The sequence below is a fragment of the Corynebacterium sp. CTNIH16 genome (genome assembly GCF_032821655.1).
Taxonomy (GTDB): domain Bacteria; phylum Actinomycetota; class Actinomycetes; order Mycobacteriales; family Mycobacteriaceae; genus Corynebacterium; species Corynebacterium marquesiae.
The window spans coordinates 294,458-314,812 of record NZ_JAVBIG010000002.1; the positions used below are offsets into that span (position 1 = coordinate 294,458).

The following is a 20,355-nucleotide window of genomic DNA, read 5'->3' on the forward strand; positions in this document are numbered from 1 at the left end:
GGAGGGGTGCTATGACTCTCATTGATAATCTGCGCCAACGCCTCGCCGCTGCCCAGCCGCGGCCGGTAGATGCCATGCCCATTGAGCCGGTGGGATGGACGGCGCACCAGGAGGGCGTCGACAAGCTGCTGGCGAGCTTCCGTGCTGTCCCGGCCGGAAAGCGCGTGCGCCTGGCTAAGAAGACCTCTAACCTTTTCCGCGGCCGCAGCGAGGAGCAAGCGGGCCTAGATGTTTCGGGCCTCGGCGGCGTCATCGAGGTCGACCCGATAGCCCGCACGGCCGATGTGCAGGGCATGTGCACCTATGAGGACCTCGTGGATGCCACCCTGGCCCATGGCCTCATGCCCTTCGTAGTACCGCAGCTTAAGACCATTACATTGGGCGGTGCGGTTACTGGCATGGGCGTGGAATCCACCAGCTTCCGTAACGGTCTCCCACACGAGTCCGTGCTGGAGATGGACGTGCTTACCGGCACGGGTGAGATCCTGACCTGCTCCCGCGAGGAGAATGTGGATCTCTTCCGCCTCTTCCCTAACTCTTATGGCTCGCTGGGCTACGCGGTGCGCCTCAAGATTGAGCTGGAACCCGTGCCCGCCTATGTAGAGCTGCGCGAGGAGCGTTTCCACACCGTGGAGGAAGCGAGCCGCGTGCTTGCCGACGTCACCTCTTCCCACACCCACCGCGGCGAGCCCGTCCATGGCGTCGATGGCGTGGTCTTCTCCGAGGACGAGGCCTACCTCGTCTTCGCCCGCTTTACCGATGAGGAGGGACCAACCTCCGACTACACGCGGGACAAGATTTACTACCGCAGCCTCCAGCACGCCTCTGGCATCCGCCGCGATCGCCTCACTATCCGCGACTATATCTGGCGCTGGGATACCGACTGGTTCTGGTGCTCGCGCGCCTTTGGTGCGCAGAACCCGAAGGTGCGCAAAGTGTGGCCGCGCGAATTGCGCCGCAGCTCCTTCTATTGGAAGCTAGTCCGCCTCGACCGCAAGTACGAGCTGGAATATAACTTCATCAAAAAGCCCCACGGCAAGCCACGTGCTGAACGCGTGGTCCAAGATATCGAGGTCACTCCAGAAAACCTGCCGGAATTCCTCCATTGGTTCTTTAATGCTTCCGATATCCAGCCGGTGTGGCTCTGTCCAATCCGACTTCGCGATGGCGTGAACGAGCTAGTAGGCACCGGCGACATCGCCTCTAACTCGAGCGACCCCTGGCCGCTCTACCCGCTTCGCCCCGGGCAGACCTGGGTCAACGTTGGCTTTTGGTCCGGCGTAGAAGGCGACCACGTCGACCCTTCTGCCCCGAATAATGGTGCTTTCAACCGCGTCATTGAATCCAAGGTCAACGAGCTTGGCGGGCACAAGTCCCTCTACTCCGAGGCCTTTTATTCCCGGCAAAAGTTCGAAGAGCTCTACGGCGGCAGCCTTCCCGCCGCCATTAAGACAGTCACCGATCCGGATGACCGCTTCCCCGGCCTATACGAAAAGACCGTAGACGAGGCCTAGCCCCCTCCCGGCCCCTAGACCGGTATGGAAACCATATAAGGGTGGGACGCTCCCCACGAGCGTCCCACCCTTTTCTTGTACCCTAAATCGGGACGTCAGCGCTTTAGTATGCAGCGGTGATGTTGTCGTACCCGTTGATCTTCAGCGCGTCCATGACCCGCTGCACGGCCGCCTCATCCTTGTCCGGATTATAGGTCTCCGGGAAGGTCAGGTGTGCGGAGTGCTCATCCTTGAACTCGATGTTCATGAACTCGTGGCCGGCCTCCTGGGTAGCTAGGGCCAGCTCTCGTTGTACGGCTAGCTTGCCGCTGTGCAGGTTGCCACCGTTGAAACCAGGGTCAACCTCTTCATTACCTTCTGCAGCTCCATTGATGACATCTTCCTTGTCACCGGTGATACGGCCCTTTTCAGCATGTGCACCCGGCTGTTGGTCTTGAGCATTCTGATCGCCAGCCTCCGCCGGCGCAGTCTGTGCGGTCTCAGCAGGCTCCGGCTGGGAGAGCTGGTCTTGGGCATCAACGGGTCCGGTGGAACCAGCGAACGGCATGATGGCCGCGATTGCAGTAGCGAGCAGGGAAGAAATAGACGACATAAGAGTCTCCTTAACGTTAGATGATTTTCAACTAAGGATTACTCTAACAGTACTGAATATAAATAGCCATACCGCGAACCTAATTTATCAATAAAGGTTTCCTGTCAACGATTTCCTACGCCAATTGCTGGCATAGGTCATCCCGCCAGACTTCATGCCAGCGCCCGCATAATCCACCCCTGCAAAAACTGCAAAAATCCCCCTGCCCCGCTTGCGCGGAGAGGGGGATGAAATCTACCTAGAAGAGATTACTTGGTGTTGGCGGAACCGCCAGCAGCCTCGATCTTCTCAACAGCAGACTTGGAGAACTTGTCAGCGGTGACGTTCAACTTAACGTTGATGTCGCCGTTGCCCAGAACCTTGACCGGCTTATTAGCGCGGACCAGGCCAGCAGCTGCGATGTCAGCAACGGTGATGTCGCCGCCATCTGCGAACTTCTCAGCCAAGTCAGCAACGTTAACTACCTGGTACTCAACATGGTTCGGGTTCTTGAAGCCCTTCAACTTAGGCAGACGCATGTGGATCGGCATCTGGCCACCCTCGAAAGCAGCGGAAACCTGCTTACGAGCACCGGTACCCTTGGTACCGCGACCAGCGGTCTTACCCTTGGAAGCCTCACCGCGGCCAACGCGGGTCTTAGGCTTATTTGCTCCTGCGGTTGGGCGCAGGTCGTGCAGCTTGATGATATCAGCCATGGTTTACTCCCCTGCCACTTCTTCGACGGTGACCAGGTGGCGAACCTTGTGAACCATACCGCGAACGATCGGGGTGTCCTGCTTCACTACGGACTGACCGATGCGCTTGAGACCAAGAGCCTCAATGTTCTTGCGGTGGTTCGGATTGGTGCCCACCAGGCCCTTTACCTGTGTAATCTTCAGAGCCATTGTTTATGCCTCCTGACCTGCGCGCTTGCGCAGCATACGGGCCGGGGTGACCTCTTCGAGGGACTTGCCACGACGTGCGGCAACCTCTTCAGGGCGAACCAGCTGCTTGAGGCCGTCCACGGTAGCGCGGACGACGTTGAGTGCATTGTCGGAGCCCAGGGACTTCGACAGGATGTCCTGCACGCCAGCGCATTCGAGCACTGGACGAGCAGCACCACCAGCGATAACACCGGTACCAGGTGCGGCAGGCTTCATCATGACGATGCCCGCTGCGTCGCGACCCTCAACCGGGTGGGTGATGGTGCCGGCAATCATCGGAACGCGGAAGAAGTTCTTGCGAGCCTCTTCAGCGCCCTTCTGGATTGCGGCCGGGACTTCCTTGGCCTTGCCGTAGCCAACGCCAACCTGACCCTGGCCGTCACCAACGACGACGAGGGCGGTGAAGGACATATTGCGGCCACCCTTAACGGTCTTGGAGACGCGGTTGATGGTCACAACGCGCTCGATGTACTTATCGCGCTCGTTGTCCTGGTGGTTACGACGATCGTTGCGGCGGCCGTTGCCACCGCGGTTGTTCTTGTTGTTCTCGGCGGAGCGTCCGCCGTCACGCTGTTCACGGTCCGACATTAGGCGTTCCTTCCGTTGATGTTTCCGTTGACGATGATCATTAGAACTTCAGACCACCTTCACGTGCGGCGTCAGCCAGCGCAGCGACGCGGCCGTGGTACTTGTAGCCTGCGCGGTCAAATACGACGTGCTCGATGCCAGCGGCCTTAGCGCGCTCGGCAACCAACTCGCCTACCTTGGCAGCCTTGGCCTTCTTATCGCCCTCGAGTGCACGAACGTCCGCCTCCATGGAGGATGCGGAGACCAAGGTGTGGCCTGCCAGGTCATCGATGACCTGCACGTGCATGTGACGGGAGGAGCGGTGAAGAACCAGACGCGGTGCCTCAGGGGTGCCACGCAGAGTCTTACGGATACGGAAGTGACGGCGTGCGCGTGCTTCGCGACGACGAGAGGAAATGTCCTTGCCGACTGGAGTGCGCTTGGTGTTTTCAGTGTTTGCCATTGCTTACTTACCCGTCTTTCCGACCTTGCGACGGATCTGCTCGCCCTCGTAGCGAATACCCTTGCCCTTGTAAGGATCGTCCTTACGCAGACGGCGGATATTAGCGGCGATCTGTCCGACTAGTTGCTTGTCAATACCGGTAATGGACAGCTTGGTTGCGCCGTCCACTGCGAAGGTAATTCCCTCCGGAGCCTCGATGAGGATCGGGTGGGAGTAGCCCAGGCTGAATTCCAGGTCCTTACCCTTCTGCTGAACACGGTAGCCAACACCGAAGATTTCCATCTTGATGGTGTAGCCCTCGGTCACGCCAACAACGGCGTTGTTCAGCAGGGAACGGGACAGACCGTGCAGAGCACGGTGCTTGCGGTGGTCATCAGGGCGGGAGACGGACAGGACGCCGTCTTCCAGGTTGATGGCGATAGGCTCTGGAATGTTAACGCTCTGGGTGCCCTTAGGGCCCTTTACCTCAACGTCTTGGCCGTTGATCTTGATTTCGACGCCGTTCGGTACGGCGATTGGTGCTAGACCGACTCGAGACATGTGTCAAACCTCCCTTTACCAGACGTAGGCGAGAACTTCTCCGCCTACGCCCTTCTCCTCAGCCTGACGGTCAGTCAGCACGCCGTGGGACGTGGAAATGATAGCCACGCCCAGGCCGCCCAAGACCTGTGGCAGTTCGGTGGACTTTGCGTACACACGCAGACCCGGCTTAGACACGCGACGCAGGCCAGACAGGGAGCGCTCGCGGTTGTTGTACTTCAGCTCGAGGGACAGGGTGTGGCCCTCGACGGTGTAGTCAGCGATGTAGCCTTCCTGCTTCAAGATGTCGGCAATGTTTGCCTTCAGCTTGGAGGTAGGCATCGACACGGTGTCATGGTGCGCATTACTTGCGTTGCGCACGCGCGACAACATGTCGGCAATAGGATCAGTCATAGTCATATGAGTGACCGTGTACCTTTCTCGTTGCGGTTCCCGTGCTCACCAAAGCGTTCTCCGTGTGATTTCGGGCTACTCACGCTCCCTACGGTCAATACCGTAAGGCGCTCGCCACCCTTTGATTCAGACAACGGTCCGCTATCTACGGCGAGGGGCCTACAACAAAGTTGATGTTCAGTTCTTGCATCGGCTCGGCGCTTTCTGCAGCTCAGCGCGCCAAAATTCGCAATGATTGAGGCACGCCGAAACCTCGGCGCAAGCACGAAGTACCATACTACGCCATAACCTGCGGTTTTCCAAATAGTCTGGCACCTTCATTAGAGTCGAGACCAGCACGAACGTAAATAAGGAGATGGTGATGAGCCAAACACACGAGGACCCCATCCAATCCGCACACGAGTGGCTCGAAGAAGCCGCCCGTCTCCTCGGCCTTGATCCGCAGGAGGCAACCGCACTCACCCGCGAGATCCTGGACCTCACCAAAGACGTCGCGCATAATCGCTCCCGCCCCGCGGCCCCACTTACTGCTTTCCTCGTGGGCCTAGCCTCCAGCGACGTAGAGGAAGCCCGCGGCAATATCAATGCCCTGAAGCAGGTGTTGCAATAATGGCCGGCCGCAAGAACTCCACTTTTGCCGTCACCAAGGTCCGCCTGGGAAATGGCCTGCAGGTCGATACCCGCGCCGATACGGTCGCCGGCGAGGAACCGCTCGAAATCCGCGTGGGTGGTCAGACCATTACCACCACCATGCGCACTCCCGGCCATGACGTGGAGTTGGCGCACGGTTTCTTACATTCGGAGGGCCATATTGCCTCGCTTGGCGACGTCGCCGAGGCCCGCTACTGCGCCGGCGCCACCGTCGATGGCATGAATACCTACAATTTGCTCGACGTCGAACTAACAAAAAAGAATGTGCTCGACCTCAGCGATCTGCGTCTGACCACCACAACCTCTGCCTGCGGCGTTTGCGGCACCTCCTCTATCGAGGCATTGACCAAACAGACCCGCTACCGGATTCCCCGGGTGCCGGTGGATCCCCATGTCGTCGCCAAGCTGCCAGACAAGCTCCGGGCTGAGCAGAAGCAGTTTAAAAAGACCGGCGGCATCCATGCCGCTGGCGTCTTCACCCTAGACGGAGAACCGGTGGTCATCCGCGAAGATATCGGCCGGCACAATGCCGCCGATAAGGTCATTGGCCACTTACTACTAGAGAACCGACTTCCCGCGGACGACCTCATTCTGGTCATGAGTTCGCGCGCCAGCTTTGAGCTCGTCCAAAAAGCCGCTATGGCCGGATTCGGCATGCTCGTTGCTGTCAGCGCCGCCTCCTCCCTAGCGGTAAAAACGGCCCGCGAAACCGGCATGGCGCTCGTAGGCTTTGCCCGCGGCGACCGCTTTAACATGTATTCCGGCGAGCTCACCTCTCTAAATACCACTACTTCATAGCCACGTTCGTGGGTAGCCAGTGTCATGCATCTACAAAGTTTCCACTTTTTATGCACTTGTTACACTGACCACCTCTAAGGATTGCCTGTCCAAATCTAGAACTCTTATGCTGCTCTATTACCAGCGCTTTAGCCCCTACAGCTTCAGCGACAGTCTATTTCTCCCAATCCAAACCTTAAGTTAAATTCCACCTGTGAACCGCTTTCAGATTGGCTGTCAATACGAATCGTGACATCGTAGGTAGGTGGAGAAACTCGTGATCAATTCATCGTCGCATAAAATCTAGCGGCATTTATTGTCTCCACCACCCGGCCGCGGGTTCCTCCTTTAAATTTTTTCTGCGCAATTTCAGGAGGACTGTATGGCAGGAATTTCAGCGCGAGGACTCTACAAAGTCTTTGGTGATAAACCCGACAAGGCAGTTACGGCTCTGAAAAATGGCACCAGCCGCGAAGAGCTTATGAAGCAGGGCAATACTGCCGCCGTAATTGATGCGTCCTTTGATATCGAGCCTGGGGAAATCTTTGTGGTGATGGGCCTGTCCGGCTGCGGAAAGTCCACTCTTATCCGCATGGTTAACGGGCTTTTGCCGGCCACCGCCGGTTCCCTCGAAATCGACGGAACCTCCCTGACTGAGATGTCAGAAGCCGAGCTACGCCACGTCCGTCGCGATAAAATTTCCATGGTCTTCCAGCACTTCGCACTTCTTCCTCATCGAACTGTTGCGGAAAATGCTGCATACGGCCTAGAGGTCAAAGGAATTCCCCGCAAAGAACGGACGACAAAGGCCCACGAAGCCCTAGACATGGTCGGACTCAACGGCTGGGGAGATTATTTACCGGGCGAGCTCTCCGGAGGCATGCAACAACGCGTAGGCCTAGCCCGCGCCCTAGCTGCAGACACAGAGGTACTCCTTATGGACGAGGCTTTCTCCGCGCTTGACCCCCTTATCCGTAAGGAGATGCAGGACCAGCTCATGGAACTGCAAACTAAGCTCAATAAAACCATCCTTTTCATTACTCACGATTTGAACGAGGCCATGCGCATTGGCGATCGCATCGCGATGATGAGAGATGGCCGCATTGTCCAGATCGGCACTGCCGAAGAGATCCTGCAGAACCCGGCGAACAATTTCGTCGCCAACTTCGTCCAAGATGTGGATCGATCCCGCGTTCTGGTGGCCGACAATATTGCAGAACAACCCAAGGAAACCTTGGGTACCGGCCACGGGCCACTCGCCGCGCAGAAGTTGCTTCGCGAGACACAGAATCCGTGGATGGTGGTTCTAGACCGCGAGCGCCACCCAGCCGGCGTCGTATGGGAAGACGATATCACCCGTGCGGTACGCGAAGGCGTTGAGGAGTTGCCCATCGATCGAAGCAACACCATGCACGCCGTCAAGCAGGACACCCCCATTCACGAGCTCTTCCACCTCGCGGCGGATACCCCAACGCCGATCGTGGTTGTGGATAACGACAATCGCTTCCGCGGCGTTATTCCGCGAGTGACGCTGCTGGCGGCGGCCTCCACCGAGTCGAAAGAGGTGAACGCCTAAATGGATGACAATTTCATCCCCCGCATTCCTATTGGTGACTGGACCAATGACGGCATCGATTGGCTCACGGACAATGCAACATGGCTCTTTGATGCTTTTAGCGCCGTGATGGAATTCCTCGTGGAGGGATTTTCAGAGGCGTTGACCTCGGTACCTGTCCTGGTAATGCTCGGAATTTTCGTGCTTATCGCTTGGTTTTTCCGCTCTTGGAGTCTGGCTATTGGCTCTTTGCTGGGGTTCGTCTTGGTAATTGGCATGCGCCAATGGGAAACGATGCTGGAGACCATGTCATTGGTGCTCGTTTCCACCCTAACCGCCGTAGTCATCGCTATCCCACTGGGTATTTGGGCTGCTAAGTCTCACACCGTGAGTGCCATCGTGCGACCCATTATGGACTTCATGCAGACCATGCCCGCCTTCGTATACCTCATCCCGGCAGTAACTTTCTTTTCCATCGGTGTGGTACCCGGCGTCTTTTCCACCATCATCTTTGCCTTGCCACCAGGGGTTCGCATGACCGAGCTGGGTATCCGGCAAGTGGATGAGGAAACTGTTGAAGCCGGCCGCTCTTATGGCGCGTCTTCCGGACAAATCCTGCGCGGCATTCAGCTGCCTTTAGCCATCCCCACCATCATGGCCGGTATCAACCAGGTCATTATGCTCTCGCTATCCATGGCCGTAATTGCTGGCATGGTGGGCGCAGACGGTTTGGGCAAAGAGGTTACCTCCGCCATTTCCACCCTGGATGTGGCTCAAGGCGTCGAGGCTGGCCTTGCAGTGGTTATCCTCGCTGTGTTCTTAGACCGCCTAACGGCCGCGTTGGGAAACCCCTCTCACTATCCTTCTTCGCTACTTTCCTTGCTGCGCAAGAAGAAACAGCACCAAGCTTAGACCCCCTCTCAACTCAAGAAAGGACATTTTCATGACTCTCCGTAAAACAATTGCAGCTCTCTCAGCTGCTTCCCTGGCCTTTACAGCGGCCGCATGTTCCAGCGACTCCGATTCTGAAGGTTCTGGCGGCGATAAGGGAACCATCACCATGGGCTACTTGCCTTCATGGACTGACGGCCTATCCACCGCCTACCTGCTGGAGAACAAGCTTGAAGCTGCCGGCTACGAAGTAAAGCATGAAGAGCTTACCGACGCCGCTGTTCTCTACGCTGGCTTGGCCAATGGCGACATTGATATCTATCCCTCTGCATGGTCTGAAAAGACGCACGAACAGTACATGGACAAGTACTCGGATGATATTGAGGACCTAGGAAGCTACTATGACAACGCTATCCTGACGTGGGCTGTACCGGAATACATGGAAGAGATCAACTCCATCGAGGATCTGAAAGGCAAGTCCGCTGACTTTGATGGAACGGTTGTAGGCATTGAGCCGGGCGCTGGTCTGACCGAAGCTTCCAAGAAGGCCATCAAGGACTATGGCTTGGATGAAGACGGATACAACCTCTCGACCTCTTCCACACCAGCTATGCTTTCCGAGCTGCAGACCGCCGTGGATAATGAAGATGACATAGTAGTAACACTGTGGCGGCCATTCTGGGCCAATTCTAAGTTCCCGGTGAAGGACTTGGAGGATCCGAAGGGCTCCCTCGGCGATCCGGAGTCCTTGCACTGGCTGGCTCGCAGTGATTTCAGCAATGATTTCCCAGATGTTGCTGAGTGGTTGGGAGATCTGAAGCTAGATGATGAGCAATACGGTTCCTTAGAGGACACCGTGGTCAATCAGTACGATGAAGGCGAAGAGCCGGATGCTGTACAAGAATGGTTGGACAATAACCCGGATGTAGTCAAAGACATTGACTAACCTCTAGAAGCAGCGAAGGCGCCGCGGCCAGTTTTCAGAACTAGCCGCGGCGCCTCTTTTCTCTCGTCAGACTTACCAGCACCATCCACGACGTCATCTTAGTCGCGGTAGGCCTCCGGTCCGCGGTTGAGCCAAGCATAAACCCCGCCAACCAAGAGTCCGCCACCAATAAAGTTGCCAATCCAGACCAGGATCCAATTGAGAGCCACGTTGCCTGCGGTCAGAGTTGCAGGCACCGGATCGGAAGCGAACAGCGTGATGCTAAACAGGCAAAAGTTCGCGATAACGTGCTCTAGGCCTAACGCCACGAAAGCGCCAATGATCGGAATGATGACAAAGAACTTCGAAGCCGCATCCTTAGCGAAGATGGCACCGACGATGCCCATGTTGACCACAAAGTTCGCGGCAATGGCCTCTACCAGCATTCCTTGCGGGGACTTGATGAGCTTGCCTTCAGAAACCGTTACCAGAAGGTGCGAGGGATCTAGGTCGGCGAACTTGGCAGACATCGCCATAATCGCGGCAAAGATGATCGCGCCGACCAGGTTGAAAATGGTGGTGATGAGCAGCAGGTACAGGGCCTTGCCCCACGCCACGTGCTTATTGCTGGCGGCATAGACCATGTACATCATGTTGCCGGTAGCCAGATCGGCGCCCAAGAGCAGAATGGCGAACAGGCCTACGCCGAAAAATAGGGCAAAAGCCACGGAGCCCATTCCCGGCGCAACGCCGTTGACGGCCTGGCCTACCACACCGGCAAAGGCGGTACCGATACACAGGTACACACCCGCCAAGGTAGCGCGAACTGCAAAGCGAGCGAAGGATTCATCTAATAAGGTGACCTTCTTGACGGCCGCCGCCTTGGCGGCATCATTGAGAGACATTTCTACCTCATTAATCAAAGAGTATTAAACCCTTCTAATCTTATCCTGACCACCTGATTCCGCGTCAATTCCGGGTATGCATAACACTACGTTGTAAGCTAGAACTTTCCTATTACCCGTATTTTCTCTTCGGAGGTCGCATGGATTCCCACTACCGGCCGCGGAGGGAACCGAATCGGCTTCCCGCTAACGGGCGCCGCAGCGTTCCATCGCGATCCGACCGCACAGATGCTGATCGCCAATGGCGCCAGACCGAAACGCGCACCCGCCAACAACAGCGCCGCCGCCCACCGCGCCGCATTGAGGACACCTCACTTCCCCGACACCGCCGCAAACCCACGCTGTGGGAGCGGATCAAAAAGGTATGGAAGTCCTCCGGCATCCTTCGCGTGGTTATCGGCATCGTTGCCACGGTGTTACTCGCCAGCACGATTAACCGGGTGGTCAGCCCACCAGAGGGTCTAGAGACCAATGAAGTCACTGCAGAAGAGGCACCTGCCATCGACCCTTCACCTGCAGTCGAGCTCTTCATCCCAGCTATTGAGGTTCATGCCGATTTTCAAGACGGCTCCTGCCGCGTAGTCAACGGTGCCATCAATCCGGACTCCATGAATAAGGCCTGCACCTACATTGCCGAAGACCGCCCTTATTCTCTGCCGGGCACGACGTCCCAGGACATCGTGGTCATTGCCGGCCATACCGGTGCGGGCGTGCCAGGCGTTTTCAATAACCTCTACGATGGTTCCGCGAATGAGCACAAGGTTCATCTGGGCGACAAGCTCTACGTGCGCACACAGAACTCCGGCCAGAACTGGCTCATCTATACGGCTACCGACTTACACGACCCAGATAAACAGGGGCTTTCTGACGACGCCTCTATTTGGGGCGAAGGCCCCATGCCCGGCCGCCTTCTCACCATCAGTTGCATTCAACCTGCCAACCCTTTGGAGCCGGCAGTGCGTAACGCGGTCGTCGGCTGGCAGTATGAGGGCACCACGCACACAGAGACCGAAAGCGCCTAAGCGACACCCGCAGAAGCCAGCGTCTTCAACCGTGGGAATTCGAGGCGCTGGATAAAACTAGAAAATCCCAACGCCCCTTCCGGGGAGTTGGGATTTCTTAGCGCTCTATTTACTTGAACGGGAAGCCGAGCTCGCGCAGGAGCTTGCGGCCCTCGTCGTCGTTAGTAGCGGTGGTAACGACGGTGATGTCCATACCACGAGGGCGATCGATCTTGTCGATGTCGATCTCGTAGAACATGGACTGCTCGGACAGGCCGAAGGTGTAGTTGCCGTGGCCGTCGAACTGCTGATCAGACAGACCGCGGAAGTCACGAATACGTGGCAGCGCGATGGTCAGCAGGCGGTCCAGGAACTCCCACATGCGGTCGCCGCGCAGGGTAACGCGTGCACCGATAGGCATGCCCTCGCGGAGCTTGAAGTTCGCGATGGACTTCTTAGCGCGACGCAGCTGCGGCTTCTGACCGGTAATAGCGGTCAGATCCTCGAGTGCGCCGTTGATGACCTTGGAGTCACGTGCGGCTTCGCCAACACCCATGTTGACAACAACCTTGGTGACACCAGGGATCTGCATGACGTTGTCGTAGTTGAACTCGTCATTCAGGGTCTTGCGGATTTCCTCGCGGTAGCGAGTCTTCAGACGCGGGGTGTAGTTCTCGCTCATTTTTAGATGTCCTTCCCGTTGCTACGCGCGATACGGACCTTCTTGCCGTTCTCGTCGAAACGGTAGCCCACGCGGGTCGGGTTGCCTTCGGAGTCAACGATCGCAACGTTAGACACGTGGATCGGAGCTTCCTGGGTAACGATTCCGCCGGACTCGGCGCCACGCTCGGCAGCAGAGTTTGCGACGTGCTTCTTGATGCGGTTAACGCCCTCTACGAGGACCTTTTCACGCTTTGGGTATGCCTCGATGACCTTGCCCTTCGCGCCCTTATCTGGGCCCGAAATGACGATCACCATATCTCCCTTATGGATCTTCATAAGACTAGATCACCTCCGGTGCGAGAGAAACGATCTTCATGAAACGCTTGTCACGAAGTTCGCGAGCAACCGGTCCGAAGATACGGGTACCACGAGGCTCGCTATCGCCCTTGAGAACAACTGCAGCGTTCTCGTCAAAGCGAATGTAGGAGCCGTCTGGACGACGGGTTTCCTTCTTCGCACGGACGATAACTGCCTTTACAATGTCGCCTTCTTTGACGTTGCCACCTGGGACAGCGTCCTTGACAGTCGCGACGATGACGTCGCCGATGCCAGCGGAGCGTCGGACAGAGCCGCCGAGAACGCGGATGCACAGCAGTTCACGTGCACCAGAGTTGTCGGCGACGCGCAGACGCGATTCTTGCTGAATCACTATGGGTCTCCTGACCTGGATTGATGTGCGGTAAGATTTCCGTCCTTGCCACACGCGGTCTACAAACTTGCGATGCTCAAGCCTTTACAACGGACTGTGCCGAAGGGTCTCGGACCGGCGGTTCGGAAACGCACCGCTACGGGCCGACCAGCTTTTGCAACCTATACATTCAACCACACGCGCACACCATTACCAAAACACTGCCTTTTGCTTGCCAACGCCCTCTCCAACCCCAAAAAATTCCCTACATTACCCCCGGATACCCCCCATAAAGCCTTGTTTCGAATAGGTAACTCTCCTCGCCCGTCGCATTTAATCGCTCTATCTGGGACTTTAGTTCGCACTTCCAAGCCCGACGGTGCAACTTTCCGGGCACGCATGTTCTAATTTTTCTCAACCTCCACACGTGCGACACATGAAAATTCCAGTTAATTCACGTTTTTGAGGTGACAGTTGGGAGCGATGTGACTAATGTGGTTTGCGTCAAGAAAGACATCTGCTTTTTGGCGCGTACCTATATTTCCCGAAGGAGAAACACATGAAGCGTTTGCCACAGACCCTGACCGCTGCTGTTCTGACCGGCGCGCTCGCCTTTGGCGGCGCAGCTGTTGCTCAGGCGCAGGAGACCGAATCCAACCAGTTTACGAACGAGGAGGACTTCGAGAACAACCTGGCGCCACGCACCGACAACTACACCACCGAAACTGCGGAGACACCGGCTTCTGATGAATCCGCCGCTCCCGAAGGTGAAGAAGGCGCCACCACTCCTGCCTCGGAGGGCGAGGAAGAAACCGAGACTTCTGCTCAGGACACCAGCGATATCCCAGCTCCAGCTACCAAGCAGGACGCAGAGGGCAATGAGTGGTACCAGAGCCTGAAGGATCCGGCTATCTACGTTAACGACCCAGCTCTGGTAAACGAAGAGATCACCGACGAGATGCGTGACGCTTACGCAAAGGCGTTCCCGTCTGAGGATCCGAAGCCAGGCTTCGACAAGAAGAAGCTGGCTTGGTTGGCACTGCCAGCTGCATTGATCATCGGTGGCATCACCTGGTACCTGTCCCAGGATGGCAAGACCTACGTCAAGGACGAGGCACGCAAGAACCAGCAGCCGACCGCTGAGGAGAAGGCTGCTTCCGAGCAGATGCTGAACGCTAACAAGGACGAAGTTATCGCCCAGGGCGGTCAGCTCGCTGAGGGCGACGCTGCTCAGGCTGACGCCCCTTCCGCTCCATCTGCCCCAGCTGCTGGCGAGTCCGCAGACTCCGCACGCGGTATGTCCGCTGAGACGGGCTCCAACTCCGTTGCACAGGCTCTGGCTGCACTGGCTGTAGCTGCGATGGTTGCTGCTGGCGCATTCATCGCACGCCGCAAGTTCTTCGCTTAAGCAAGAGCCTTCCTACCAAGTCGGAAACTGAATTGAGACTGGCTGTGCCGGTCGGGCTTCGGTCCGGCCGGCGCAGCTTTTTGTATGCCTGACTAAAACTGCGGTCACGCAGGGTCAAGAGCCCATCCGAGTTAAGGCCGATCTGATCAGGCTTAATTGAGGTAGAAAAGGCCGATCTGAGGAGTAGTTTTCCTCAGATCAGCCTGATCACTATGGACCTAATGTGATGGCCCGAGAGCCCGCCGTTGACTTCTAAAGGCTGCGTATTAAGACGCGGAGTCGGAAGCCGGCGAGGCTGTCTGTACCGGTACTACGGCGGGCTTGGGATCCACGGTGAAGATTTCGGTGCCGGAGCCAATGAGCTCTCCGGGGCGGAAGGCCTCGGTAGGAATAACGGGGCCGGTCTTCTTGGAGTTGGAGACCACCACCGGGGTGATTACCGGAAGGCCGGCGGCCTTGATGGCGTCGATATCGAATTCGGCAAGAACATCGCCCCGCTTGACCTCATCGCCCTTCATATCACCGATACTATGAAAATATGACTATTCATGTGTGCGGTGAAGGCCTCGTGGACCTCGTTCCGGTGGCCCCTGGCAGCTTGAACGACCACACCCCGGCGCTGGGCGGCGGGCCATTTAACGTGGCCATCGCGGCGGCGCGACTGGGCGCCGATGTGGAATTCCAATCCCGCATTTCCACCGATGGTTTTGGGCAGGAGCTCGTTACCCGCCTCGAGGCCGAGGGCGTCACCACCACTCACCTGCAGCGCGGCGATGAGCCCACCAATTTGGCGGTAACCACCATCCATGAGGACGGCTCGGCCTCCTATAACTTCTATATCGAGGGCACGGCCGACCGCTTGGTCGAACCACGTTTAGTGCCGGCCGATATCGCGTGCTTCGGCACGGTCTCCCTCGCCCTTGAACCTGGTGCCTCCCGCTATGCGCAACTGCTGAAGGATTTTGCCGCCCAAGGCACGTTGGTCGCCCTGGATCCGAATATCCGGCCGTTCTACGCCACCCCAGAGCACCGCGCGTTCTTGGCGGACCTGCTCCCTCACGTCATCTTGCTGAAGCTTTCTGATGAAGAGGTCGAGTTCTTGGGCGACGACCTCATCTCCCAGGTACCCGTTGTAGTAGTTACCCGCGGCGGGGAGGGGCTTAGCGTGCAGGCCGGTGAGACCAAGCTAAACGTGCCGGCCGCACAGGTTCCCGTGACCGATACCATCGGCGCCGGTGATACCATCATGGCCGCATTACTGACCCAAATTGACGAGCGGGGGCTCGACTCCTCCGCGCTCGCCCAACTGGGCGCTGCAGAGTGGAAGGAACTGCTTTCCTTCGCCGCGGCCGCTGCAGGAATCACCGTCTCCCGGAAGGGCGCCAACCCACCGCGGCGCGAGGAAGTAGAGTCTTCGCTATGACTTACATCAAGCGCACCCTGTGGCTGCACGCCGCACTCTTTCTCCTCGCGTTTCTCGCCTTCATCCTGCCGGTAGTCTTTGGTACCGCCGCCCTACTCCCTGTCTGGTTGACCGGCGGGCTGAGTCTGGGACTTGCAGCTTGCACGCTTGTCGACGCCGCCTATAAATTCTTCGCCCCTACCTCCCCTCGTAGCCTCCGCCTGCTCTCTGGTCTTGCCGGCGTCGTTCTGCTCATCGGCTGGGGCATCTGGGTCTATATCTACGGCAATATGGCCGCCGTAGGCACAGGCTCCTATCGAATCGGCACCTTTTTGCTCGGCGCGGGAAGCGTGCTCAATCTTTTTGTAGTGGCAATTTCGTTTCTAGATGTACAACGAAAGGTCAAGTAAAGCGGCTGGCACACAGCCACTATTGGCAGGTCTCCACTAATGCGCCGCTACGACGCGGCGGGGAACGATGATGGGGGCATCGCCAAGCGGATCCTCCCAGGCCTCAGCCTCGATGCCATAGGCCTGCGCCAATACCTTCGGCGACAGAGCTTGTTTCGGCGCCCCGCGAGCGATGATATCGCCGGCTTTCATCACCACCATGGAATCAGAATAGTGGCCCGCCAGCATGAGATCGTGTAGGACTACAACCACTGTCTTTCCCGCCTGCGCCTGTGCGCGGGCCAACTCCAGCATGCGCATGGCATGGGCAGGGTCGAGGAAGGTCGTGGGTTCATCGAGAAGCAGCACGGGCGTATTTTGTGCCAGGGCCAACGCCAGCCAGACACGCTGGCGCTGCCCGCCCGATAGCGAAGCGATATCACGATCGAGGAAGTCCACAATTTCGGTAGCCTCGCAGGCCTGCGCGATGATCTCCCGGTCCGTAGCGGAAAGGCCGCGCATCCTCCCCTGATAGGGATGACGCCCGCGCGCGACCAACTCACCCACCCGCAGCCCATCGGGGGCCACGGGGTGCTGTGGCAGCAGCGCCACCTGCTGCGCGGCATCCTTCGCGGACATGGCGTGTAGGTCAGCTTCCCCGACCATGACGCTGCCCTGCCGCGGGGCAAGGATTTTCGAGAGAGTTTTCAGCAGCGTGGACTTGCCGCAGCCATTGGGCCCAATGAGCGTGGTGACTTCGCCGGCGCGGGCGTGCAGATCAACGCCGGCAAGGATATCCCCGCCATCCTTATATCCCGCATGAATGCCGGTGGCGTGGAGGCTGCACCGAGGCTTCGGGGTCGTGGTCTGTTTAGGCTGATTAGGCCGATTATCCTTCATTTCTTTTCCTTCATCCACGTCTGACTGTCTAGCACCATCTGGCGCCGTGCTTATCCGTTCCCCTGCTGTGCCGCGGCACAACGTTTAGCTGCGCCCGGCCGCATTCCACACCAATATCACCAAGGCGCAGCCGCCGGTGACCGAGGAAACCGCACCCACCGGTGCATTTACCGGGATAGCACCAGCGATCACAGCACACACGGTCAGCAATGCGGCACCCGCGGCCGCTGATGCCAGCGGCGATGGCGTGGGGGTGCGCGCCACCATCCGCGCTAGGTGCGGTGCCAACAGCGCGATAAACCCAATGGGCCCCACTACCGAGACCACCACGGCGCTGATACCGGTTGCCGCAATAAGCAGGAGGGCGCGCTGGCGGGAGATGTTCACCCCCAGGGTGGTTGCGGAGGAATCATCATGGGCAAGCAGCGGCAACTCCCTCGAGCACCAGATTCCTATGGCGAGAAACGGTGCTAGTGCCACCAGGAGGGGGAGAATGACCTCCATGCGCACGAATCCAGTCGATCCTGCGAGCCAAGTTTGCGCCTCCGCAGCGCGCAGGATCTGGGCGCTGCGCATTAAATACGCGACGATGGCTTGAAACATCAGCGATAAGGCAATACCGACGATGACGATGCGGTTGCTCGTACCGATGCCACCCAGAACAGCGAGGAGGATGACAACGAGGAGGGCGCCGATCATCGCCAAGCATGCCCGCCACCAAAACTCCGGGATACCCTCGGCGAAGCTGGGGCGCGAATGCACGGTGCCCAAGACCACCAGCACCGACGCCCCGCCGGTAACGCCTAAAATATCCGGGGAGGCCAGCGGGTTGCGAGCCATGGTTTGCGTCCAAGAACCGGCCAGGCCGAGGGCGGCGCCCACGATGACGGTGGCGATGGCAACCGGCAGGCGCAAGTCCCACACCACCCTGATGTGGTTCTTGCTGCCGCCTCCGGTGAGGACATCGATGACCTGCCACGGACTCAATGCCATGGGACCTTGCCCCAGTAACACTAGGTACGCACTAAGGGCGATGAGGATGAATGCCAGCGTGGAAGCGAGCACGCGCACGTGCCGGCGGCGTTGTTGAGCTTTTAAAATAGTGCTGATTGCGGTCATGCGCTATTGCCCCCATGCTCTGCCCACGCCGCGGTGAGCACCCCAAATGAGGAAAGGTGCGCCCACTATCGCGAGGACGATCGACATCTCCAGCTCCGAGTTACCCGCAATGAGGCGGCCGGTGATATCAGCGGCAAGCACGGCACAACCGCCCAAGAGCGCGGAGGGCATAAGCAAGGTGGCAACGCTAGGGCCCACCACCCGCCGCACGATGTGGGGAATGGCAAAACCGACGAAGGCAATGGGGCCCGTTGCTGCCGTTGCGCTGCCGGCCAACACCACGACGCTGAGCGCCGCGCCCACCCGCGCGGTGGTGGGGGACCCACCCAAGGCAAGGGAGGACTCCTCCCCCATGGCCAAAAGGTCGAGGGGTCTAGCGACCATCGCCGCACACGCTACACCAATAACAAGCCCTATGCCCGCGATCGCGACATCTTCTGGGCCGCGGCCAAAGGTCGAGCCGATAGTCCACCGCCGCATGCTATCGAGGACGTCCGTGGAATATAGACCGATAATCGTCGCGCCCGATCCCAAGGCTGCGGAGACGCCGGCGCCCACCAGAATGAGCGTCAGGGGATCCTCAAACCGCCGCGATACGGCTAAAACCAGCAGCGTAGTAATACCCGCGCCAACGAGCGCGAGGGCGGTCCGCATACTGATGGAGGTCGCAATGCCAATAGCCGTGCCTAAGGCAACGAAGAAGGACGCGCCTGCGGTAACGCCAATAAATCCTGGATCCGCTAGCGGATTTCTGGTCCACGATTGCGCCAGCACACCGGCCACAGCAAGGGCCGCGCCGGCGAAATAAGCCAAAAAGGTGCGCGGCAGGCGCAGGTTCCACACGATATCGCGGATATCCTGCTCCCCTGCCCCGTGCAGGACAGCGATAACCTCCCCGGGCGGAATCGAGCGGGATCCGACCGCCAAAGACGCCACCGCCAACACCAGGCTGGCGAGGATGAAGGCGACAAGGAGCATCTTATGACTCTGTGCCCGCGCCACTACCGGTGTGGGGGTACCGGTGGTCGTAGGACTATCTGCTGCGGAATCCGACTGGATTTGTTGGCCGTCCATCGTGGTTGTTGACAATTACAGCTTCTCTTCAAATTTATCTACTGCCCAGGGGATGGTCACCGGGTTCGGCATACTCATGGCATTGCCGGTATCCGTATCCAAGTAGCGCACGCGATCATTCTTGACAATGTCGAGGCCTTGGAAGGTCTTATCTTTCTTCAAGGCATCGGAGGAGCCGTTGTAGTCCAGGACAAAGAGGTAATCAACCTGGTTAAGCTTCGCGTAGTTTTCTGGGGCAATGTCGACGAAGAAGCTGCCTCCATCGCCCTGCAATGCATCGGGGATCTCCATGCCAAGGTCCTCGATAAATTGTCCACGCCCATCCTCCTCGGTGTATAGACCAATTTTGCCGTCATAAGGCATAACGATGGCCGCAGACTTATCCTGCAATTCCGCGTGCTCGTGGCGGAATTCCTCGAAGGCCTTTTCGGTGTCATCGATAAGCTTATCGCCTTCGTCTTCTTTGCCCACCGCCTCCGCGATGGTCTCTACCTGCTTTTCCCAGGGCACCTGCCAGTCTTCATAGCCGTTCGGCTTGACGGTGGTAGGCGCGATTTCTTCCAGGGATCCCTTCGTGCGTGCATCCACCGCCTGGTTCACCGCAATGATCTGGGTGGGGTCAGCCGCGGTGACCTGCTCAAAGGTATCCGCCGTAAATCCGGTTGCGGTATTATAAATCACCTCAGGCTTTGCCTCGCCCAAAAGTTCCTCTGCCCAGGGGCCGACGCCCGAAGGGTCGCCATCGCCCTCAGCACCCCACGGCGCCACCGTTACGGGAGTGATCCCCAAGGCAAGCAGCGTGTCGGCATCACCTAGACCCAGGCTAGCCACGCGCTGCTCGCTGGCAGCGTCGGTCGCCTGAGCTGTTTCATCGCCCTCACCACGCGAGCAACCGCCTAAAGCTAAGGCTCCGGCGGAAAGCATTGCTACTGCGCCCATGGTGCGACGGCCGAAAATCTTCATGAGGTTAAGCCTTTCAATAAAGGAGGAAAATAACCTTACTTACCCTATAACG

General features: G+C 58.2%; 25 protein-coding genes and 1 pseudogene. 10 read left to right on the forward strand and 16 right to left on the reverse strand.

Annotated elements, in window-relative coordinates; all coding sequences use genetic code 11:
- Positions 1 to 11 precede the first annotated feature (11 nt).
- The gene (locus tag RAE04_RS03420) at positions 12 to 1,514 is read left to right on the forward strand and encodes an FAD-binding oxidoreductase (protein ID WP_317026434.1); all 1,503 of its coding nucleotides are present in this window, start codon (positions 12 to 14) and stop codon (positions 1,512 to 1,514) included.
- A 103-nt stretch (positions 1,515 to 1,617) separates the two neighbouring features.
- Here the strand turns inward: RAE04_RS03420 and RAE04_RS03425 are convergent, their stop codons facing one another.
- From RAE04_RS03425 to rpsH, 7 genes are all read right to left on the reverse strand, one after another.
- Positions 1,618 to 2,106, reverse strand: coding sequence for a hypothetical protein (locus RAE04_RS03425; RefSeq protein ID WP_317026435.1), 489 nt, complete (start codon positions 2,104 to 2,106; stop codon positions 1,618 to 1,620).
- Positions 2,107 to 2,354: 248 nt separating this feature from the next.
- Positions 2,355 to 2,801: a 50S ribosomal protein L15 gene (gene rplO, locus RAE04_RS03430; protein ID WP_005322777.1), complete on the reverse strand. Its 447-nt coding sequence runs from the start codon at positions 2,799 to 2,801 to the stop codon at positions 2,355 to 2,357.
- A 3-nt stretch (positions 2,802 to 2,804) separates the two neighbouring features.
- Complete coding sequence (rpmD, locus tag RAE04_RS03435) at positions 2,805 to 2,990, reverse strand: 50S ribosomal protein L30 (protein WP_204610229.1); 186 nt, start codon at positions 2,988 to 2,990, stop codon at positions 2,805 to 2,807.
- A gap of 3 nt (positions 2,991 to 2,993) precedes the next feature.
- Positions 2,994 to 3,617, reverse strand: coding sequence for a 30S ribosomal protein S5 (rpsE, locus tag RAE04_RS03440; RefSeq protein WP_239194921.1), 624 nt, complete (start codon positions 3,615 to 3,617; stop codon positions 2,994 to 2,996).
- Between the two features lie 40 nt (positions 3,618 to 3,657).
- Entirely contained in the window at positions 3,658 to 4,059 is a 402-nt protein-coding gene (rplR, locus tag RAE04_RS03445; protein ID WP_005322788.1) for a 50S ribosomal protein L18, read from the reverse strand.
- A 3-nt stretch (positions 4,060 to 4,062) separates the two neighbouring features.
- Positions 4,063 to 4,599: a 50S ribosomal protein L6 gene (gene rplF, locus RAE04_RS03450; protein ID WP_049378880.1), complete on the reverse strand. Its 537-nt coding sequence runs from the start codon at positions 4,597 to 4,599 to the stop codon at positions 4,063 to 4,065.
- Positions 4,600 to 4,614: 15 nt separating this feature from the next.
- Positions 4,615 to 4,998 carry a 30S ribosomal protein S8 gene (rpsH, locus tag RAE04_RS03455; protein ID WP_005322799.1) on the reverse strand — a complete coding sequence of 128 codons (384 nt, stop codon included), beginning with the start codon at positions 4,996 to 4,998 and terminating at the stop codon, positions 4,615 to 4,617.
- A 355-nt stretch (positions 4,999 to 5,353) separates the two neighbouring features.
- On the opposite strand from rpsH, the gene RAE04_RS03460 reads away from it, so the two are divergent.
- The 5 genes from RAE04_RS03460 to RAE04_RS03480 all read left to right on the forward strand — a co-directional run bounded on the left by RAE04_RS03460 (position 5,354) and on the right by RAE04_RS03480 (position 9,812).
- A complete protein-coding gene (locus RAE04_RS03460) occupies positions 5,354 to 5,602 on the forward strand; it encodes a DUF6457 domain-containing protein (RefSeq protein WP_284787121.1) in 249 nt (82 codons plus the stop codon).
- Positions 5,602 to 6,441, forward strand: a complete 840-nt coding sequence (gene fdhD, locus RAE04_RS03465) for a formate dehydrogenase accessory sulfurtransferase FdhD (protein WP_317026436.1) — start codon at positions 5,602 to 5,604, stop codon at positions 6,439 to 6,441. The genes RAE04_RS03460 and fdhD overlap by 1 nt, the downstream gene beginning before the upstream one ends.
- Before the next feature lie 361 nt (positions 6,442 to 6,802).
- Positions 6,803 to 7,996: a glycine betaine/L-proline ABC transporter ATP-binding protein gene (locus RAE04_RS03470; protein ID WP_284836612.1), complete on the forward strand. Its 1,194-nt coding sequence runs from the start codon at positions 6,803 to 6,805 to the stop codon at positions 7,994 to 7,996.
- Positions 7,997 to 8,887: an ABC transporter permease gene (locus RAE04_RS03475; protein WP_284836613.1), complete on the forward strand. Its 891-nt coding sequence runs from the start codon at positions 7,997 to 7,999 to the stop codon at positions 8,885 to 8,887.
- Between the two features lie 31 nt (positions 8,888 to 8,918).
- Positions 8,919 to 9,812: a glycine betaine ABC transporter substrate-binding protein gene (locus RAE04_RS03480; RefSeq protein WP_284836614.1), complete on the forward strand. Its 894-nt coding sequence runs from the start codon at positions 8,919 to 8,921 to the stop codon at positions 9,810 to 9,812.
- A gap of 98 nt (positions 9,813 to 9,910) precedes the next feature.
- Here RAE04_RS03480 and RAE04_RS03485 read toward each other — a convergent pair whose 3' ends face one another.
- Positions 9,911 to 10,696, reverse strand: coding sequence for a formate/nitrite transporter family protein (locus RAE04_RS03485; protein ID WP_225745967.1), 786 nt, complete (start codon positions 10,694 to 10,696; stop codon positions 9,911 to 9,913).
- A gap of 140 nt (positions 10,697 to 10,836) precedes the next feature.
- Between RAE04_RS03485 and RAE04_RS03490 the strand changes: the two genes are divergently transcribed.
- Entirely contained in the window at positions 10,837 to 11,718 is an 882-nt protein-coding gene (locus RAE04_RS03490; protein ID WP_317026437.1) for a hypothetical protein, read from the forward strand.
- Positions 11,719 to 11,827: 109 nt separating this feature from the next.
- Here RAE04_RS03490 and rplE read toward each other — a convergent pair whose 3' ends face one another.
- The 3 genes from rplE to rplN are packed head-to-tail and all read right to left on the reverse strand — an operon-like array spanning position 11,828 to position 13,069.
- A complete protein-coding gene (gene rplE, locus RAE04_RS03495) occupies positions 11,828 to 12,379 on the reverse strand; it encodes a 50S ribosomal protein L5 (protein ID WP_049358620.1) in 552 nt (183 codons plus the stop codon).
- 2 nt (positions 12,380 to 12,381) lie between these two features.
- Complete coding sequence (rplX, locus tag RAE04_RS03500; RefSeq protein ID WP_049378876.1) at positions 12,382 to 12,696, reverse strand: 50S ribosomal protein L24; 315 nt, start codon at positions 12,694 to 12,696, stop codon at positions 12,382 to 12,384.
- Between the two features lie 4 nt (positions 12,697 to 12,700).
- Complete coding sequence (rplN, locus tag RAE04_RS03505) at positions 12,701 to 13,069, reverse strand: 50S ribosomal protein L14 (RefSeq protein ID WP_049378875.1); 369 nt, start codon at positions 13,067 to 13,069, stop codon at positions 12,701 to 12,703.
- Between the two features lie 538 nt (positions 13,070 to 13,607).
- Between rplN and RAE04_RS03510 the strand changes: the two genes are divergently transcribed.
- The gene (locus tag RAE04_RS03510) at positions 13,608 to 14,456 is read left to right on the forward strand and encodes a hypothetical protein (protein WP_317026438.1); all 849 of its coding nucleotides are present in this window, start codon (positions 13,608 to 13,610) and stop codon (positions 14,454 to 14,456) included.
- Positions 14,457 to 14,722: 266 nt separating this feature from the next.
- Here the strand turns inward: RAE04_RS03510 and RAE04_RS03515 are convergent.
- Positions 14,723 to 14,971, reverse strand: a pseudogene (locus RAE04_RS03515) (PTS glucose transporter subunit IIA); the annotation flags it as partial.
- 23 nt (positions 14,972 to 14,994) lie between these two features.
- Between RAE04_RS03515 and RAE04_RS03520 the strand changes: the two are divergent.
- Positions 14,995 to 15,879, forward strand: coding sequence for a carbohydrate kinase (locus RAE04_RS03520; protein WP_317026439.1), 885 nt, complete (start codon positions 14,995 to 14,997; stop codon positions 15,877 to 15,879).
- Entirely contained in the window at positions 15,876 to 16,268 is a 393-nt protein-coding gene (locus RAE04_RS03525; RefSeq protein ID WP_317026440.1) for a multidrug transporter, read from the forward strand. The genes RAE04_RS03520 and RAE04_RS03525 overlap by 4 nt, the downstream gene beginning before the upstream one ends.
- Positions 16,269 to 16,304: 36 nt before the next feature.
- Here the strand turns inward: RAE04_RS03525 and RAE04_RS03530 are convergent, their stop codons facing one another.
- The 4 genes from RAE04_RS03530 to RAE04_RS03545 form a co-directional block, all read right to left on the reverse strand.
- Entirely contained in the window at positions 16,305 to 17,147 is an 843-nt protein-coding gene (locus RAE04_RS03530; protein ID WP_317026469.1) for an ABC transporter ATP-binding protein, read from the reverse strand.
- An 84-nt stretch (positions 17,148 to 17,231) separates the two neighbouring features.
- On the reverse strand, positions 17,232 to 18,266 hold the full coding sequence (locus RAE04_RS03535) for an iron ABC transporter permease (RefSeq protein WP_317026441.1): 1,035 nt from the start codon (positions 18,264 to 18,266) through the stop codon (positions 17,232 to 17,234).
- Positions 18,267 to 18,269: 3 nt separating this feature from the next.
- The gene (locus RAE04_RS03540; protein WP_317026442.1) at positions 18,270 to 19,355 is read right to left on the reverse strand and encodes an iron ABC transporter permease; all 1,086 of its coding nucleotides are present in this window, start codon (positions 19,353 to 19,355) and stop codon (positions 18,270 to 18,272) included.
- Positions 19,356 to 20,303 (reverse strand): ABC transporter substrate-binding protein, encoded by a 948-nt coding sequence (locus RAE04_RS03545; RefSeq protein WP_317026443.1) that lies wholly within the window; start codon positions 20,301 to 20,303, stop codon positions 19,356 to 19,358.
- Positions 20,304 to 20,355: the final 52 nt, after the last annotated feature.